At 66.3% G+C, this 17,134-nt stretch carries 18 protein-coding genes; 10 read left to right on the top strand and 8 right to left on the bottom strand.

The features are described from left to right. Window positions 1-123: 123 nt before the first annotated feature. Window positions 124-1,152 (bottom strand): LacI family DNA-binding transcriptional regulator, encoded by a 1,029-nt coding sequence (locus tag F3S47_RS01785; RefSeq protein WP_150443497.1) that lies wholly within the window; start codon window positions 1,150-1,152, stop codon window positions 124-126. A gap of 178 nt (window positions 1,153-1,330) precedes the next feature. Here F3S47_RS01785 and F3S47_RS01780 point away from each other — a divergent pair, with 178 nt between their 5' ends. The 6 genes from F3S47_RS01780 to F3S47_RS01755 all read left to right on the top strand — a co-directional run bounded on the left by F3S47_RS01780 (window position 1,331) and on the right by F3S47_RS01755 (window position 8,604). Further along, complete coding sequence (locus tag F3S47_RS01780; protein ID WP_150443496.1) at window positions 1,331-2,569, top strand: ABC transporter substrate-binding protein; 1,239 nt, start codon at window positions 1,331-1,333, stop codon at window positions 2,567-2,569. 62 nt (window positions 2,570-2,631) lie between these two features. Then, a complete protein-coding gene (locus F3S47_RS01775; RefSeq protein ID WP_223877682.1) occupies window positions 2,632-3,510 on the top strand; it encodes a carbohydrate ABC transporter permease in 879 nt (292 codons plus the stop codon). Next, complete coding sequence (locus F3S47_RS01770; RefSeq protein WP_191090048.1) at window positions 3,503-4,351, top strand: carbohydrate ABC transporter permease; 849 nt, start codon at window positions 3,503-3,505, stop codon at window positions 4,349-4,351. The genes F3S47_RS01775 and F3S47_RS01770 overlap by 8 nt, the downstream gene beginning before the upstream one ends. A gap of 4 nt (window positions 4,352-4,355) precedes the next feature. Beyond that, entirely contained in the window at window positions 4,356-5,504 is a 1,149-nt protein-coding gene (locus F3S47_RS01765; protein ID WP_150443495.1) for an ABC transporter ATP-binding protein, read from the top strand. Window positions 5,505-5,509: 5 nt separating this feature from the next. Continuing rightward, window positions 5,510-6,931, top strand: a complete 1,422-nt coding sequence (locus F3S47_RS01760) for a NosD domain-containing protein (protein ID WP_223877681.1) — start codon at window positions 5,510-5,512, stop codon at window positions 6,929-6,931. Next, window positions 6,928-8,604, top strand: coding sequence for a GH32 C-terminal domain-containing protein (locus tag F3S47_RS01755; protein ID WP_150443494.1), 1,677 nt, complete (start codon window positions 6,928-6,930; stop codon window positions 8,602-8,604). Before F3S47_RS01760 ends, F3S47_RS01755 begins: the two co-directional genes overlap by 4 nt. A gap of 13 nt (window positions 8,605-8,617) precedes the next feature. Here F3S47_RS01755 and F3S47_RS01750 read toward each other — a convergent pair whose 3' ends face one another. Then, a complete protein-coding gene (locus F3S47_RS01750) occupies window positions 8,618-10,159 on the bottom strand; it encodes a helicase HerA-like domain-containing protein (protein ID WP_150443493.1) in 1,542 nt (513 codons plus the stop codon). A gap of 274 nt (window positions 10,160-10,433) precedes the next feature. Between F3S47_RS01750 and F3S47_RS01745 the strand changes: the two genes are divergently transcribed. The 4 genes from F3S47_RS01745 to copM all read left to right on the top strand — a co-directional run bounded on the left by F3S47_RS01745 (window position 10,434) and on the right by copM (window position 12,396). Continuing rightward, complete coding sequence (locus F3S47_RS01745; RefSeq protein ID WP_150443492.1) at window positions 10,434-10,820, top strand: DUF302 domain-containing protein; 387 nt, start codon at window positions 10,434-10,436, stop codon at window positions 10,818-10,820. Window positions 10,821-10,827: 7 nt separating this feature from the next. Next, window positions 10,828-11,256 (top strand): ion channel, encoded by a 429-nt coding sequence (locus tag F3S47_RS01740; RefSeq protein WP_150443491.1) that lies wholly within the window; start codon window positions 10,828-10,830, stop codon window positions 11,254-11,256. Between the two features lie 98 nt (window positions 11,257-11,354). Continuing rightward, window positions 11,355-11,963 carry a TVP38/TMEM64 family protein gene (locus tag F3S47_RS01735; RefSeq protein WP_223877724.1) on the top strand — a complete coding sequence of 203 codons (609 nt, stop codon included), beginning with the start codon at window positions 11,355-11,357 and terminating at the stop codon, window positions 11,961-11,963. Between the two features lie 55 nt (window positions 11,964-12,018). Further along, the gene (gene copM, locus F3S47_RS01730) at window positions 12,019-12,396 is read left to right on the top strand and encodes a CopM family metallochaperone (RefSeq protein ID WP_150443490.1); all 378 of its coding nucleotides are present in this window, start codon (window positions 12,019-12,021) and stop codon (window positions 12,394-12,396) included. Window positions 12,397-12,492: 96 nt separating this feature from the next. On the opposite strand, the gene F3S47_RS01725 is transcribed toward copM, so the two are convergent. From F3S47_RS01725 to F3S47_RS01700, 6 genes are all read right to left on the bottom strand, one after another. Then, on the bottom strand, window positions 12,493-12,795 hold the full coding sequence (locus tag F3S47_RS01725; RefSeq protein WP_223877680.1) for an SHOCT domain-containing protein: 303 nt from the start codon (window positions 12,793-12,795) through the stop codon (window positions 12,493-12,495). Between the two features lie 100 nt (window positions 12,796-12,895). Beyond that, the gene (locus F3S47_RS01720) at window positions 12,896-13,429 is read right to left on the bottom strand and encodes a cysteine dioxygenase family protein (RefSeq protein ID WP_150443488.1); all 534 of its coding nucleotides are present in this window, start codon (window positions 13,427-13,429) and stop codon (window positions 12,896-12,898) included. 100 nt (window positions 13,430-13,529) lie between these two features. Next, complete coding sequence (locus F3S47_RS01715) at window positions 13,530-14,150, bottom strand: nucleoside/nucleotide kinase family protein (RefSeq protein WP_191090047.1); 621 nt, start codon at window positions 14,148-14,150, stop codon at window positions 13,530-13,532. Next, entirely contained in the window at window positions 14,140-14,916 is a 777-nt protein-coding gene (locus F3S47_RS01710) for an ATP-binding cassette domain-containing protein (protein ID WP_150443487.1), read from the bottom strand. Before F3S47_RS01710 ends, F3S47_RS01715 begins: the two co-directional genes overlap by 11 nt. Then, window positions 14,916-15,980 (bottom strand): ABC transporter permease, encoded by a 1,065-nt coding sequence (locus tag F3S47_RS01705; RefSeq protein ID WP_150443486.1) that lies wholly within the window; start codon window positions 15,978-15,980, stop codon window positions 14,916-14,918. Before F3S47_RS01705 ends, F3S47_RS01710 begins: the two co-directional genes overlap by 1 nt. A gap of 119 nt (window positions 15,981-16,099) precedes the next feature. Further along, entirely contained in the window at window positions 16,100-17,131 is a 1,032-nt protein-coding gene (locus F3S47_RS01700; protein WP_150443485.1) for a sugar ABC transporter substrate-binding protein, read from the bottom strand. Between the last annotated feature and the right edge of the window lie 3 nt (window positions 17,132-17,134).

Here is a 17,134-nt window from a genome sequence, read left to right as displayed (position 1 = left end):
AACAGGAAGCCTAGCCGCCTTTCGGCGGATTGACCAAGACTCTTGCATGTCACTAGCCCGGGTTTTCTCCCGGCAAAGCCCTGACGGTCGCCAGAAGCGCGGGGGCGGGTCCGGCGATGATCCTCACGCCTGGTGGGGAGGTCCCGAGGAGGCGCGCGGGACGAGCCGGCATTCGAGGGACCGGTTGCGACCGCTCTCCGCCGGCCCCGCGATGACCCCGTCGAGGATTTCCGCTCCCTGCCAGCCAAGGTCGAAATAGGGCAGGGCCACGGTCGTCAATTCGGGCTTCAGGGCGAGCGAGATGGTCCGGAAGTCGTCGAAACCGACGATCGTGACGTCCTGGGGTACCCGAAGGCCGAGCTGAAGGGCGGCCAGGTAGGCCTGAAGGGCCATCTCGTCGTTGCCGCAGGCCACGGCCGAGGGGCGGTCAGGCGCCGACAGCATCGCCGTCGTCTCGCGAAACACGAAGTTCTCCTCTTCCCCGATCGGACCTTCCATGCCGAGGCGGACATCAAGGTCCGCTTGCCCGAGACCCGCCTCCTGCAGGGTTTCCCTGAAGGCCTCGTACCGTTCGTTGGCGCCCAGCAATAGCGGGTTCAGCCGGATGTACCCGATCCGGCGATGACCGAGCTCCAGCAGGTGACGCGCGAGCGCCCGCGAGCCGCCGAAGTCGTCCGGCTCGATGGAATGGAACGAGCCCGCGCGCTTCGGGCGCGCGTTCACGAGGACCGTCGGGATGTGGATGTCGCCGTTCTCGGGCTCGACCACCCGGCGATACATCGCGACGTGCAGGACGCCGTCGAGGCGGTGCGCCTGGAAGGTGCGCCAGACCTCCCGCTCGCGGTGGGGGTCACCGTTGGTGCTGGCCAGCAGCACCGTGCGCCCCTGTGCCTCCGCCCAGGCCTGGATGCCCCGGACGATGTCGCCGGAGTAGGGGGTCGTCGAGACGTAGTCGGTTATGATGCCGACGATGCCCGACCGGCTGGAGCGGATGCTGCGGGCGGCAAGGTTCGGGATGTAGCCAAGCCGGTCGATGGCGGAGCGCACCTTCTCGACCGTGTCGGTGCTCACGTTCGGCTCTCGGTTGACTACCCGGGACACGGTCTTGTCCGACACGCCCGCCGCCTTCGCGACGTCCTTGATGCTGACCATGCCCGTGCCTCCTGCCTCGGCGGCAATGTAGCGGGCGGTTCATCCCCTCGCAACTGTCGACGTCGACAATCAGCTATGTCGACGTCGACATTTAGTTTGACGACGTCGACATAGTCTGTTTTTGTCTACTTCGTCAGCGCTGCAGGATCGCGCTGTCGAAGATAGGGAGGAGCCCACAATGAAGACCTTTTACACTTCGGCGGCCGTTGTCGCCTTGGCGGCCGGTGCGGCCCAGGCGCAGGAGATCACGGTTCTCGTCGAGGGCGGTGGCCTCATGCTGCAGCAGGAGATGGCAGAGCAATTCACCGAGGAGACCGGCATCGAGGTCAACTTCGTCGAGGTCCCGTACCAGGGCGTCTTCGATCGGCTGTCCGCCGAGATCGCCTCGGGCACCTCGAACTTCGACGTCGCGACCATCGACGTCGTCTGGAACGCTGCCTTCGCCGACCATGTCGAGGACTTGAGCGACCTCTTCACCGAAGAGGTGCGCTCAGACCTGCCGCAGGCGCTCATCGACGACGCAAACGTCGACGGTCGGATGATCGGGATGCCGGCCTGGGCCAACGCCGAGGTCGTGTTCTACCGCAAGGATCTCTTCGAGTCCGCCGAGAACCAGGAAGCCTTCGCTGAAGAATACGGCTACGACCTCGCCCCGCCCCAGACCTGGCAGCAGTGGCGCGACATGGCCGAGTTCTTCACGACCGAGGACATGATGGGGACCTCCGTCAACGGTCTGAACCCGGAAGAGTGGATGGCGCATGTCCTTCAGGCGGGCTCGCCGGGCGTGGTTCTCGACGAGGACGGCACGGTCATCCTCGACAACGAGGCGCACCGCGCCGCGCTCGAATTCTACCGCGCCCCGCTTTGCGAAGATGGATCCGCCCCGGAGAACGCGCTCGAGATCGGCTGGGGCGAGGAGCAGAACCTCTTCTACCAGGGTCAGACCGCGATGATGAAGTTCTGGGCCCATGCCTACCGTCTGACGCCCGAGGATAGCCAGGTCTCCGGCCGGGTGGGGGTCGCGCCCATGATCGCGGGCGAGGCGGGCATCGCCGGGATCCCGGGGCCCTGGTACAACGTCGTTCCCTCGACTTCCGAGAACAAGGAGGCCGCGAAGCAGTTCGTCGCCTATGCCATCGCCAACAACGGGCTCGGCATCGAGGCGCCGCTGGGGCTGGCCGCCGCGAACTCCGCCTACGAGAGCTACATGGACACGGAGGGCTACGAGCACTTCGAGCCTCTCTTGACCACCCTCTCGGCGCCCGCGACGCAGGGCCGTCCGATCCACCCCGACTACCAGGAACTGCTGGATCAGGCCGTGATCCCCGCCTTCCAGGGGGCGCTGGAGTGCGACGACAACGTCGGGGAGCTTCTAGAAGAGGCGGCGGAGATCGCCCGGGACATTCTCGACCAGTAATCGCGACGGCCGGAGGCGGCTCCTGCTGCCTCCGGCCCCGCTTCTTCGAGTAGGGGGGACCCGTGTCTGAACGCCGCTTCGTTCTCGCGATGCTGTCGCCGGCCGTGCTCTTTCTGGGGCTCCTGGTCGCCTATCCGGTCGCGCTCCTTGTCTACAACTCGTTCTTCGAGGTCGAGCTCATGGCCCCCGCGGCCCGCGAATGGGTGGGCCTGGGAAACTACGCCGACGCGCTGACCTCGGGGCGGATCCACGACTCCGCGATCCGGACACTGAAGTACGCGGGCTTCGCGCTCTTCTTCGAGTTCCTCTTCGGCTTCGGCGCGGCGCTTCTGTTTGCCTCCATCGCGGAGCGGTCCCGCTGGCACCGCACGATCTTCGCCCTTCCGCTGATGATCTCGCCCATCGTCGCGGGCCTGCTGTGGCGCTTCCTTCTCGTGGGGGACATCGGCATCCTGAATTACGGCCTCACCGCGATCGGCGTGATCCCGGACCCGGGCGCGATCCGCTGGCTGTCGGACACCGATATCGTGATCTACTCCGTCGCCGCGGCCGACATCTGGCTGACGACCTCCTTCGTCGCGCTGGTCAGCTATGCCGGCCTGACCAACATCCCCAAGGACCTGATCGAGGCGGCGCGGATCGACGGGGCAGGGGCCCTCAGCCGGTTCTGGCACGTCACCCTCCCGCTCATGCGCCCGGTCATCGCGGTCGTGCTCATCGTCCGGGGGATCGACGCGCTCAAGACCTTCGACCTGATCTGGATCCAGACGCAGGGCGGCCCCCGGCAGGCAAGCGAGGTGCTGTCGATGAACATCTACCAGCGCATGGTGCGCTACGGCGACCTGGGCGAGGCCTCGGCGCTGGCGACGCTCTTCCTGCTCTTCATGGTCGCGCTGGCCGGTCTGGCCTACTGGAAGATCTGGAGGGTCGATCATGGCTGATCGCTTGACCTCCCGTGCCAACCCCGACGTCGGGAAGACGGTCATCAACGGCCTGGCCCTGTTGCTCGTCCTCTCCTACGCCGTGCCATACGTCTACCTGGTCTCGACCTCGCTCAAGCCCGCGGCCGACGTCCAGCAGATCCCGCCGTCTTTCTTTCCCGACCGCGTGACGCTCGAGAACTTCGAGACCGCGATCGGCACCGCCGGCTTGCCGCAGGCTTTTCTCAACTCGGCGATCGTGGCGGTGCTCACGACGGTGCTGTCGCTCCTGATCGCGGTCCCGGCGGCCTATGTCGCAACCAGCTACCGGCGTCCCTTGACGGTGTCCTTCCTGCTCTTCGCATTGGTCACGCGAATGGTGCCGCCGGTCTCGCTGGGCGTGCCCCTGTTCCAGCTGCTGAAGTCGCTTGGGCTTCTCGACACGACGACGGGCCTCGTGCTGGCCCATACCTCCAACGCGGTTCCGCTGGCGCTCCTGCTGATGGCGGCCTTCTTCGAGAACGTCCCGAAGGACCTCGAAGAGGCGGCCCGGATCGACGGGTGCAGCCGCTTCCAGGCCTTCCTTCACATTATCCTGCCGGTGATGCGCGGCGGCATGGCGATCACGGCCCTATTCAGCTTCATCGCGAGCTGGAACGAGTTCCTCTTTGCGCTGCTGCTCACGTCGCAGAACAGCAAGACGGCCCCGATCGTCATCGCGGAGTTCAACTCCGTCTACGGTCTGGCCTGGGGGCCCATGACGGCGGCGGCCGTCCTTTATTCTCTTCCCGTCATTCTCGTCACTCTGGTCCTGCAAAAGCAGATCATCGGCGGGCTGACCTTCGGCGCGGTGAAAGGCTGAGACGATGGCGCACATCACACTCGACAAGGTCAACAAGGTCTACGGAGACAGCTTCCACGCGATCCACGACCTCACCTTCGACATCCGAGACGGAGAGTTCATGGTCTTCGTCGGTCCCTCCGGCTGCGGCAAGTCGACGGCGCTGCGCATGATCGCCGGACTGGAGAGCATCAGCTCGGGCGAGGTCTCGATCGGTGACCGCGTGGTCAACGGCGTCGACCCCAAGGACCGGGATATCGCGATGGTGTTTCAGTCCTACGCGCTCTACCCGCACAAGACCGTCCGCGAAAACATCGCCTTCCCCCTGCGCATGGCCGGGATGAAATCGGCCGAGATCGACGCCAAGGTCGACGAGGCGGCGCGCATCCTCGAGCTGACGCCGCACCTCGACCGCAAGCCCGCGCATCTCTCGGGCGGCCAGCGCCAGAGGGTTGCCATGGGGCGGGCGATCGTCCGCAAGCCCAAGGCCTTCCTCATGGACGAGCCGTTGTCGAACCTCGACGCGAAGCTTCGCGTCCAGATGCGGGCCGAGATCGCGGGTCTGCAGCGCAGCCTCGGCGTCACGACGGTCTACGTTACCCACGACCAGGTCGAGGCGATGACCATGGGCGACCGGGTCACCGTGCTGAAGGCCGGCCGGCTGCAGCAGGTCGACACGCCGCAGAACCTCTACAATCGGCCCGCGAACGTCTTCGTCGCGGCCTTCATCGGCTCACCTTCCATGAACCTCTTCGAGGCGCAGCTCGACGGCGAGACGCTGCGCCTTGGCAGCCAGGAGATCCCGCTGCCCGCGCCCGTCTTCGAAACCCGGCCGAGCCTGCGGTCTCACGCCGGACGGCCCGTCATCGTCGGCATCCGGCCCGAGGACATCGACGACGCCTCGGTGACGGAGAAGCGCGCCTTCGCGGAAATTTCCGCCCCGGTGACGCTGGTCGAGTCCCTCGGTGCCGAGACGCTCGCGCATCTCGAAATCGACGCACCGCAGGTGGATGCCGAGGGCGTGGACGACGGCACCGAAGGTCGTCGGCCGGCCTCGGCGGTCGGGCGGTTCGCTCCCCGCACGCAGGTCAGACCGGGGGACCGGGCGCGCCTGGCGGTGACCGCCGAGAACCTGCACTTCTTCGACCGCGACACGCGCCTCAGCATCTGGTGACGAGAATGCCCGACAAGACCCAAGACGCCCCCAGTGCGCAGGCTCCGGATGGCTGGATGCCGGGCCCGGCCCGCGCAGAGCCCGGGCAGAACTCCTACGACGTGACCCGGTGGCCCGGTGGCGACGCATCCGAGGACATCGGCGCGGTCATCAACGCCATCATCGCCGACATCAAGACGCGTCAGCAGGCCCGCGACGCTGGCGATGGCGGCAAGCCGGGGGGCGTGATCTTCATCCCGCCGGGCGACTACCGGCTTCGGACGCAGGTCGTGATCGACATCAGCTACCTGCGGATCGTCGGGGCGGGGCATGGCTTCACCTCGTCCAGCATCCGTTTCAACACGCCGCCCGAGGAACTCTCGAACTGGCACGAGATCTGGCCCGGGGGGAGCCGCATCGTCGTGGACCTCGCGGCGAGGGAGGAGGCTGCCTTCCTCGTCCGGAGGGAGGGCAATCCGCGGATCAGCTCGGTCGAATTCGCGGACTTCTGTATCGACGGGCTGCATTTCGAGGCTCGGGAGACCGGCGGCGCCGACGCGGAGAACTCTTATCTCAACGGCAAGACCGGCATCCACGTCGTCAGCGCCAACGACTCGTTCCGCATCACGGGGATGGGGCTCATCTATCTCGAGCACGGGCTCAAGATCGACGACGCCGACGCCCTTTCGGTCGACAACAATTTCATCGCTGAATGCGGCAACTGCATCGAGCTGAGGGGCATGGGGCAGGCCTCGCGGATCGCCAACAACTTGATCGGTGCGGGCTACCGGGGCCACTCGATCTACGCCGAGAACCACGGCGGGCTGCTCATCTCCGGCAACAACGTCTTTCCGCGGGGCAAGAGCAGCGTCCACCTGTCCGGAGTCGTGCGGTCGTCGGTTACGTCCAACCGCTTTCATTCCTTCTACCCCGGGATGCTGGTTCTCTCCGACGGCGCATCGGAGAACCTCGTCTCCGCCAACCACTTCCTCCGCGACCGGGAGCCCTGGGCCCCGATGCTCGGCTACGACAACGGGTTGGACGACCTCTTCGGCCTCGTCCGGATCGAGGGCAGCAACAACTCGATCATTGCCAACCATATTTCCCAGTCTCTCCCGCCCGAGGCGATCACTCCCGACGGGGCCACCTCCATTGCCATCCGGGTCGCCACGGGAGCCGGCAACTATATCGCGAACAACAACGTCGTCGGGACCGTCGCCGGCTCGTCCTCGGACGAGGCTCCCAACAGCGCCTGTTTCGCCACGCAGGTCGGCGCGCTCCTCTCGGCCGGCGACGCGGCCCCGCTCGACATGCGCACGGTGCTGATCGACGAGGCCTCCGCCGGCAACACGGTGCTCTTTTCCGGCAGTGACGCGGAGGTGGAGATGGACCGCAGCCGCAACGCCTTCTTCGCCACGCCCGTCCCTGCGGCAGGAGTCACCCCATGACCCAAGCGACCGAAGACCTCCAACTCGCCCCCGGCGCGCGGCTCGAGCTTTGGGCCGGAGGCGCGCCGGGTACCCTGCGGATCCGGGTGGGACAGCGTGTCGTCTGGCAGGTCCCCAGCTTTCCGGAGCAGCCGGGCTTTTTCAGCTACCGGCACATGTCAACGGACCGAGCGACCATCGAATGGTCCGGGGCAGGGGCCATCTCGTGGGCCTATTCTTGGCACCCCGACGACGTGGCGCACACCGGCATCACGGCCTGGGACTTCGGCCCTGACGGCATCACCCGCCGGACGGGTCAGGAGATCACCGAGTGGATGTGCGCCGATCCCGACCGGCCGCGCATCCATTTCTCCCCGGTCCGCCAGTGGATGAACGATCCCAACGGCTTCTGCCGCATCGGCGACACCTGGCACCTGTTCTACCAGTTCCACCCCGCGAGCCGGGACTGGGGCCCCATGCACTGGGGGCACGCGACGAGCAAAGACCTCGTCCACTGGACGCATCTGCCGGTCTTCCTGCACCCCGAGCAGCCGCTTTGGCCGCTCGGCGCGACCGGCGGGGCCTTCTCGGGCAGCACCTTCCTCGACCGCGAGGGGGCGCCCGTGATCTTCTACACCGAGCGGCTGCCGGCCTACGACCTCGTCGAGGGCTATACCGAGATCCAGAAGCGGGCCGAGCCCGGCCCCGGCCTTCTGGGCGTCGAGCGCACGACCGTCGTTCTCGAGGACCGGCCGGACGGCGTGGTGCACGACTTCCGAGACCCGAAGGTCTGGTGGGACCAAGCCGCCCGCGCGTACCGGATGGTCCTCGGCGGAGCGATCGACGGCGATCCGGCGGTCCTGCTCTATGGTTCGGACGACCAAGTGAGCTGGAGCTATCTCGGCCCGCTCTACCGCGCCCCCGCCAAGTTCAAGGCGGAAGGCGCGCGCGCTGTCGAGTGCCCGGACTTCTTCCCCCTCGACGGCCGATGGGTGCTCGTCATGGGCTTCGTCGGTCACACGGACCCCGGGAGCGGACGGCACAACCTGCTCTTCGCGCTCGTGGGCGACTTCGAGAACGACCGGTTCGAGACCGACGGGGTTCTCCAGCTTCTCGACTTCGGGACCGATTTCTACGCCATGCAATCCTGCCGGGCGGGGGACCGGCAGGTCGCCATCGCCTGGCTCTTCAACTGGGAAAATCGCAAGCCGCCGGGCTCTCCATATTCCGGCGAGATGAGCCTGCCGCGTGAACTCTCGGTCGACGCAAGAGGACGTCTCTGCATGAGCCTTGTCGACGAGATCGCGGAGGCCTGCCCGGCGCAGACGATCCCCGGGGAGCCCGGGGGCGGCTTTCATCTTCCCGACGCGCCCATCGACCTCTCTCTCACCGGTTCACTTGACGGAACCCGTATCGTCGCAACGCAGGACGGCGATGACTCCTTCGTCATCAGCGTTGAGAATGGCGTCTTGTCCGTTCGCGTGCCCTGCGACGACGGAGAGATCACCTATTCCGCGGAGATTCCCGGAGCCCGGGATCTTCGCGTCCTGCACGACAGGGGCATCCTGGAGATATTCGCAGACAACGGCAGCGTCTGCGGGACGAGGCGAAGCTACGACAACGTCTCGCCAGACAGGCTACAGGTGGAGACTTCGGCAAACCTCCGGCTCGACGCCTGGACGACCGGAAGCTGAAGCGCGCGGCGGCCTACCGCCCGCGGAACAGCCCGCCCATGATGCCGCGGACAATGCGTCGGCCCGTGGTGCCCTTGAGCTCCTTGATGACGACCGAGCCGATGGCCTCTCCGAGGGTCTCGGTCCGGGACGACTTCGTGGAGGACATGCGCGAAACGCGCGTCCCGGTATAGCGCCGGCCGGCGTTGTACTCCCGCACCTCGCTGGAGAAGCGCGCCTCCTCCGTCTCCGCCTGTTCAGCCTCCCGCGCGGCGCGCTCGGCCCGCGCGGCGAGGATCTCGTGCGCCGACTCGCGGTCGGCGAGTTGCTCGTATTTCCCGGCGATGGGCGAGGTGGCAACGACCTCCGCCCGAGCGGCCGGATCGATTGGCCCAAGCTGGGAGGACGGCGGGCGGATCAGCGTGCGCTGGACGATGCCGGGCACGCCCTTGTCCTCGAGCAGCGACGTGACGGCCTCGCCGACGCCCACCTCGCGGATCGCCGTCTCCGTGTCGAAGCCCGGATTCTCGCGGTAGGTCTCGGCGGCTTGCTTGAGCGCCTTGCGGTCGCGCGCGGTGAAGGCACGGAGCGCGTGCTGCACCCGGTTTCCCAGCTGGCCCAGCACGCCCTCGGGCACGTCGGCGGGGTTCTGGGTCACGAAATAGACGCCGACCCCCTTGGAGCGGATGAGACGTGCCACCTGCTCGACCTTGTCGACCAGCGCCTTGGGCGCGTCGTCGAACAGCAGATGCGCCTCGTCGAAGAAGAAGACGAGCTTTGGCTTCTCCGGATCGCCGACCTCGGGCAATTCTTCGAAAAGCTCGCTCAGCAGCCAGAGCAGGAAGGTCGCGTAGAGCCTGGGGTTCGTCATCAGCGTATCTGCGGCGAGGATGTTGATGCGGCCGCGACCGTCCGTGTCCGTGCGCATGAGGTCCGCAAGATCGAGCGCAGGTTCGCCAAAGAGCCTCTCGCCGCCCTGGTTTTCCAGCACCAGCAGCCGTCGCTGGATCGCACCGACGGAGGCCGGGGAGACGTTGCCGTAGCGCAGGGACAGATCGGCCCGGTTCTCGCCCACCCAGACGAGCAGGGCCTGGAGGTCCTTCAGGTCGAGCAGCGGCAAACCCTGCTCGTCCGCGAGACGGAATGCGATATTGAGAATGCCCTCCTGCGCCTCCGACAGGTCCATCAGCCTGGCCAGCAGTAGAGGCCCCATCTCTGCGACGGTCGTTCGGACGGGGTGACCCTGCGCGCCGAAGAGGTCCCAGAAGGTGACCGGGAAACTCGTGTAGCGATACGTGCCGAACCCGATGGTCGCCGCTCGCTCGGCGAAGGCCTGATGGAGCTTGAAGTCCTCCCGGCCCGATGCGGCAAGGCCCGAGAGATCTCCCTTCACGTCCGACAGGAAGACCGGCACGCCCGCCGCTGAAAAGCCCTCGGCCAAGATCTGGAGGGTGACCGTCTTGCCAGTGCCGGTCGCCCCGGCGATGAGCCCGTGACGGTTGGCATAGTCGAGCCGCAGCGCCTGCGGATCGCGATAGTCCGGTCCCCCACCCCCGACGAAGATCGTGTCGTCCATGCCGTGTCTTTCCCCCGTCCTTGAGGCCACCACGCTACCCGCATCCGATCGCTGCGAAAGAGCAAACCGGAGCATCGCATACGGTAGGACCCTATTGGTCGAGGGCAGAGGGCGGAAGCCGTTGCGCCCTTGCCCGGCTTGCCGTTCGGGCGTGGCGGGCCCGGGGCGATCAAGGTGAACCGTCGTTCCCACCGACCGGGGGCCGGGTGTATTCTGGAACGCACGGAGTCGCTCATTTCTTGTGCTTACAGATTCAGAAAGGAGGAGAAGGACAATGGGATACACTCACAACCGTCTGCTGGAGGGAGCCTCCATCGAAGAGGCTGACCGCCGTGTGCGGGAGGCCCTGAAATCGGAAGGGTTCGGCGTGCTCACGGAGATCGACGTGAAGGCGACGATGAAAAAGAAGATCGACGCCGGCATGGATGATTACCTCATTCTCGGGGCCTGCAATCCGGAGATGGCCTACAAGGCGATCGGGATCGAACCGCGCATCGGCGCCATGCTGCCCTGCAACGTCATCTTGCGCCGTGTCGACAATGGCACCGAGGTCAGCGCGGTCGACCCCGTCGCGTCCATGTCGTCGGTGGAGAACGACCAGCTTCATGAAGTTGCCAAGGGCGTCCGCGAGATGCTGGTTCGCGCGGTGGAAGCGGCCTGAGGATGATATGCAACCTGTTCCCGGCTTCTTCTTCGGTTTCGTCCTCGCGCTCGCCTTCGGCGTGGCGCATCATTTCTCGCTGACCGGCATCCTGAAGGTAGCGCCCCATGACGGGCGGCGTGGTCATTCTATCGCCCCGCTGACCTTCTCCGCGCTCCTGGTCCTGCATACGGCCGAGATCGTGTTGCTCGCCGCGCTGAACCAGTGGATCGCCGGAGGCTGGAGCCCGGACGCGCTGGCTGGGCCGGCACCGAGCTTTACGGATATGCTCTACCTCACGGCGATCTCCTTCACGACGCTCGGGTATACGTCTCTCGACGCGGTGGAGGGCTTTCGTCTGGTTCTCATGTTCGAGGCCCTGCTGGGCTTCATGCTGCTGACCTGGTCGGCGACATTCCTCTTCTCCGCCTGCCAGAAGAGCTGGCAGCAAGAGTGAAAGTGGTGGGCTACGATCCTGACACCTCGGGCAGTGGACGCAAACGGCGCATCTGGGGCGGCGTGGCGGCGGCTCTGGCGCTGGCAGTGATTGTCGTGCTGGCCATTCAACTGTCGGGCCGGGTCGACCAGGCGACCATAGAAGCCTGGGTCGACACGGCCGGTTTCTGGGGGCCGCTTGCCGTCATCGCCCTGATGATCCTCGCAGTGGTCGCGAGCCCGATCCCGAGTGCGCCCATCGCAATGGCCTCCGGTGCCGCCTACGGCCACTATGCCGGAGCCGCCTATGTCGCCATCGGGTCCGAGATTGGCGCCATCATCGCCTTCGCCATCGCGCGCGGGCTCGGTCGCGGCGCGGTGCAACGATTTCTTGGAGACAAGGCGGACTACGGCCTCCTGGGGTCGCAGAACGCGCTCACGTTCACCGTCTTCGCCAGCCGCCTCATGCCATTCGTGTCCTTCGACGCGATGAGCTACGCGGCAGGCCTCAGCTGCCTGCACGCCTGGCGGTTCGCACTGGCGACCTTGGCGGGGATTCTGCCCGCGAGTTTTGTTCTGGCCCATATCGGCACGGCCGCGATGAAGGGCGATTTCGGTAGCTCCGGCTGGATCGCCGCGGGGCTCGGCGTCGCCACCGGTGTGCCGCTGCTGCTGCTCGCCTTCCGCCGAACATCGCGCTGGAGGGCGGGTCGAAACACGCCGTTGTGACTTGCGAAAATCCGTCTTCAGGCTGGGATACGGCATTCGAAGCTTGGAGCCGAAAATGGGCCATCCGATTCTTTTCTCGGCGATCGTTGCCGCATTGATTTTCTCGGCAGAGGTCGCAACCGCACAGGACGATCACGGAGGTCATGCGATGCATGGCAGCAGCTTTGAAGATGCTGCGGGGAGCGCCGATGAAGCCTTCCGCGCCGCGAACGCCGCGATGCATGCCGGCATGGATTTCGAGTTCTCTGGCAATGCAGACGTCGACTTCATTCGGGGCATGATTCCCCATCACGAGGGCGCCGTGGCGAGGGCGCGGATCGTGCTGAAGCACGGCGACGACCCCGAGGTCCGCGCGCTCGCGCAGCAGGTCATCGAGGCACAGGCCGCGGAAATCGCCTGGATGAAGGGCTGGCTGGAGAAGAACGGCTACTGACAGGCGTCATGTCAGACCGACGGCGAGCTCCCTGGCCTCCGGCATCACGTCGCGGTGCCGGCAACCGGGAGCTCGCCGAATTTGTTGGAGACCATGTCAGTACTCGAGCAGCTTCTTGCGAGCGGCGTAGTCGTCGGCGTCGATCTCGCCCTTCGCAAAGCGCATGTCGAGCTCGTTGCGGGCGGAGCCCTTGCCGCCACGAGGGGTGGTGCCGTCGTTTTGACGGGCGAACCAGATCACGCCGGCGACGACGAGCCCGAGCACGATGAGCCAGAGGACGGGCCCGAACATCATCCCGACCCCATGGCCGTAACTCCAGCCGTCCATGTGAGCGTAGACGTCGGGATCGGCCAGGGCCGGTGTTGCAAAGAGCGTGGCAACCAGAATTCCTCGGATCACGGGAACCTCCATCGCGTTTCGAACTGCACAGATATTGCGTCGCAGCGAGCCCGCTCGCCTTGATCCAGCACAAGGTGCCGGGCGGCGAGCCGCGCCCTGCTCAGTTGGAGAAACGCGCCTTGAGCGTCTCGATATCGAGCGGCTTTTCGACGAGATCGCCGGGTTCCCACTCGCTCCGCTCGGTCTCGAAGAAGTCGCCGCCATAAACATGAAGTGCCGCGGTCAGGCGGGGGATCGGGTTCGTGACGGAATGGATGATGTCCGGGCCCATCGGACAGACATCTCCCGTCTGAAGTGACCGGGCGCCGGCCGCCTCGATACGTCCCTCCGGGTCGTCCTTGATCCTGCGCCAGAAGATATTGTCTTCCCGTCCGCCGTAGATCCCGATCACGGCCCACATCTCGTGGTTATGCGGCGGAAGGATCATCGTGGGTTTCCAGGCAAGGTTCACGATGGTCAGGTCGTCGGACTGGTAGATCGCCTCGATGCCGGGCTTGGTGGGCTCCCCCAGCGCGTCGAGCACGGCGGTGGGATCGGACATCGCCCGCGCCATGATCTCCGAGACCGCCTTGTGACTTGGGTCATCCTTCACCGCGTCCCTGCAGTCGGAGACGAACCTCTCGAGATCGAACATGGCGGACCTCCAGTGATGACCTGAGGTCATCTTACCACGATCCGCCCGGCCAGTCTTGCCCGGTCGGCTGACGGTCGCGTTACCGGACGGACGGGCCTCTTCAGGCGATGAACTCGAGATCGGCGCGGCCGCGTCTCGCGCGGATCAGGTTCGCGTTCGGGATGTCGTTCGACTCCGCTCGCCTGCGTGCCGTCTCCGTGCTCATGCCCTCGGCGATCCAGCGATCGACGAGCCTCTGCCGCAGTTCCTCCGGAGCGGTGTCGATCCAGATCGCGAGGTCCCAGGACTGCGCCAGTCCCGACCACGGCGGGTCGGTGAGAAGCAGGTAGTTTCCCTCGACCAGGACGAACTCCGTCTCGGCGGAAAGCTCTTCGGCCCCGGCAATGGCGATATCGCGTTCGCGGTCGAAGACCGGGAAGACGAGCGCCTCTCCGGCGACCGCACGAGCGATCAGCTTGGCGAAGCCTGCCGCGTCGAAGGTCTCGGGCGCGCCCTTGCGGTCGAGCAGCCCGCGGCGCTCGAGCAGCCGGTTGTCGAGGTGGAACCCGTCCATCGGCAGGACGACCGCCTCCCGCCCGCGCCTGAGCAGGAGAGCCCACAGGCACTGCGCCACCGTGGATTTGCCCGCGGCCGGCGGGCCGGCGAGCGCCACGAGCCTGCGGCCACGCGGCAGCGCGAGCACCGAGGGGAGCGCCGCTTCGGCGATCTCCTCAGGCTGCAACGGTATCGGGCTCCTTCGCTCCGGTCATGAAGGCCACCGCGTCCGACATCGAGTAGTCCTTGGGATCGATCACGCAGAGTCGCTTGCCCAGACGGTGGACGTGGATGCGGTCGGCGACTTCGAAGACATGCGGCATGTTGTGGCTGATCAGGATGATCGGGATGCCTCGCGAGCGAACGTCGAGGATCAACTCCAGCACCTTGCGGCTTTCCTTGACGCCGAGCGCCGCGGTGGGCTCGTCCAGGATGATCACCTTGGACCCGAAGGCCGCTGCGCGGGCGACGGCCACGCCCTGACGCTGGCCGCCGGACAGGGTTTCGACCGCCTGGTTGATGTTCTGGATGGTCAGGAGCCCGAGGTCGTTGAGCTTCTGCCGCGCGATCTCCTCCATCTTCTTCTTGTCGAGCTTGCGGAAGACCTTGCCCAGCATGCCGTCCATCCGGATTTCCCGGCCCATGAACATGTTGTCGGCGATCGAGAGGGCAGGGCTCATGGCGAGCGTCTGGTAGACCGTCTCGATGCCGTGTTCGCGGGCCTCGATCGGGGAACGGAACAGGACCTGCTTGCCCTCGAGGTAGATCTCCCCCTCGTCTGGGACGACGGCGCCCGAGACGGCCTTGATGAGGCTGGACTTGCCGGCGCCGTTGTCGCCGATCACGGCGAGGATCTCGCCGGGCATGAGGTCGAAGTCGCAGCGGTTGATGGCCGTGACGCGGCCATAGCGCTTCACGAGGTTACGGGCGTAGAGAACCGGTTCCTGGGTCATCAGAGAGAGACCTTTCTGATCCACTGGTCGACGGCGACGGCCGCGATGATGAGGACGCCGATGAGAAGAAGGGTCCACTGCGCGTTGGCCCCGGCCATCCGCAGCCCGAGTTCGAAGGTGCCCACGATCAGCGCGCCGAAGAATGCGCCCCAGATCGAGCCGCGTCCGCCGAAGAGGGAAATGCCGCCGATCACCACGGCGGTGATCGACTGGATGTTGCCGACGACGCCGGTCGAGGCCGAGGGCGAGACCGAGCCGAGACGACCGATCATGACCCAGCCGGCGACGGCGCAGATGAAGCCCGTGAGCATGTAGACCGACATGATCGTGCCGTGCCGGTTCACACCCGCCAGTTCCGCGGCCTCGGCGTCGTCGCCCACCGCGTAGACATGACGCCCCCAGGCGGTCGAGCGCAGGCAGTAGGCGAGGACGACCACGATCAGGATCATAGCGACGACGCCGAAGGTGATCACTGCGCCGCCGATCTCGAACCGGTTGCCCATGAAGCCCAGGAACGCCGCCTGCTCGCGGATGTCCTGGCTGCGGATCGTCTCGTTGCGGGAATAGAGGTAGTTCGCCGCCAGCACGGACTGCCACATGCCGAGCGTCACGATGAAGGGCGGCAGCTTGACCTTGCTCACGAGCCAGCCCGACAGCGCGCCGATCCCCGTGCCGACCGCGAGCCCCGCCGCCACCGAGAGGGCCGGGGGGATCCCGTAGCGGAACGAGAACTGGCCCATGATGACCGAGCTGAAGACCGCGATGGCGCCGACGGAGAGGTCGATGCCCGCGGTCAGGATGACGAGGCTCTGCGCGGCGGCCAGGATGCCGACGATCTGCACCTGCTGCAGGATGAGGGTGAGCGTCGGCCCCGAGAAGAAACGCCCGCCGAGCAGCACGCCGAAGATCGCAATCGCCGCCAGCAGGACCACGAGCGGCACCAGCGACGGCGTCGTGTGAAGCGTGTGCTGGATCCGGTGGACGATCCCTTTCTGCTCGTAGTCGAACTCGGCGGGTGCCTCGCTCGATCCGACGGCGGAGTCGTAGTTTTCCTGGTTCGCCATGACAGCCTCCCTCGGCGTGTCTTCGGGGCGGTCCTGCCCACCGGGAGGGGACAGGACCTGCCCGAGCACGATGGTCTGGGTCGTGTCGGCAGGCGGTCAGGCCTGCCGACACTTCGGGTTCAGCCCCAGCAACGCTCCAGGCCTTCCTCGACCGAGATCGACTCGACGCCTTCGACAGGGTCGTCGGTGACGAGGTTCACGCCGGTGTTGAAGAAGTCGAGACCCTCGGACGGCTGAGGCACGGTGCCCTCGGTCGCGTACTCGTGGATCGCCTCGATGCCGAGCCGCGCCATGTCCAGCGGGTATTGCTGCGAGGTCGCGCCGATGATGCCGTCGGCCACGTTCTGGACGCCCGGGCAGCCGCCGTCGACCGAGACGATCAGAACGTCGTTCTCCCGGCCGATCGCGAGCAGCGCCTCGTACGCGCCGGCGGCGGCAGGCTCGTTGATCGTGTAGACGAGGTTGATGTCCGGATTGACAGCGAGGCAGTTCTCCATCGCAGTCCGTCCGCCCTCCTGGTTGCCTGCGGTGACTTCGTCGCAGACCACGCGGGGGTCGTCCTCGTCGCCCCAGCGGTTGGGATCGCCCAGGTCGACGCCGAAGCCCTCCATGAAGCCCTGGTTGCGCAGGACACCGACCGTCGGCTGGGCGAGGCTGATGTTCAGCGTCGCGATGACCGCATCCTCGGCCGCGTCGCCCATCTGCGCATTGGCCCATGCGCCGATCAGCCGACCGGCCTCGTAGTTGTCGGTCGCGAAGGTGGCATCCGCGGCCTCCGGCGGGTCGAGCGGCGTGTCGAGCGCGATCACCAGGAGCCCGGCGTCCCGCGCCCGCTGGATCGTCGGCGCGATGCCCGCGGTGTCGGACGCGGTGATCAGGATGCCGGACGCGCCGTTGGCGATGCAGGTTTCGACGGCCGCGACCTGGGTTTCGTTATCGCCGTCGACCTGGCCGGCGTAGCTGTTGAGATCGACCCCGAGTTCCTCGGAGGCCGCCGTGGCGCCCTCGCGCATCTTTACGAAAAAGGGGTTGGTGTCGGTCTTGGTGATCAGGCACGCCGAGATGTCTTCGTGCTCGGCAGCGAATGCGGTGCCGCTGCCAGCCAGCAGGAACGCCGCCCCGATCGATCCGAGCGTTACGGTCTTGAACATTTC

The organism is Histidinibacterium aquaticum (assembly GCF_008710275.1).
GTDB classification, from domain to species: domain Bacteria; phylum Pseudomonadota; class Alphaproteobacteria; order Rhodobacterales; family Rhodobacteraceae; genus Oceanicola; species Oceanicola aquaticus.
Note: the sequence above shows the minus strand (reverse complement) of the source record. Positions and strands in the feature narration are given on the sequence as shown.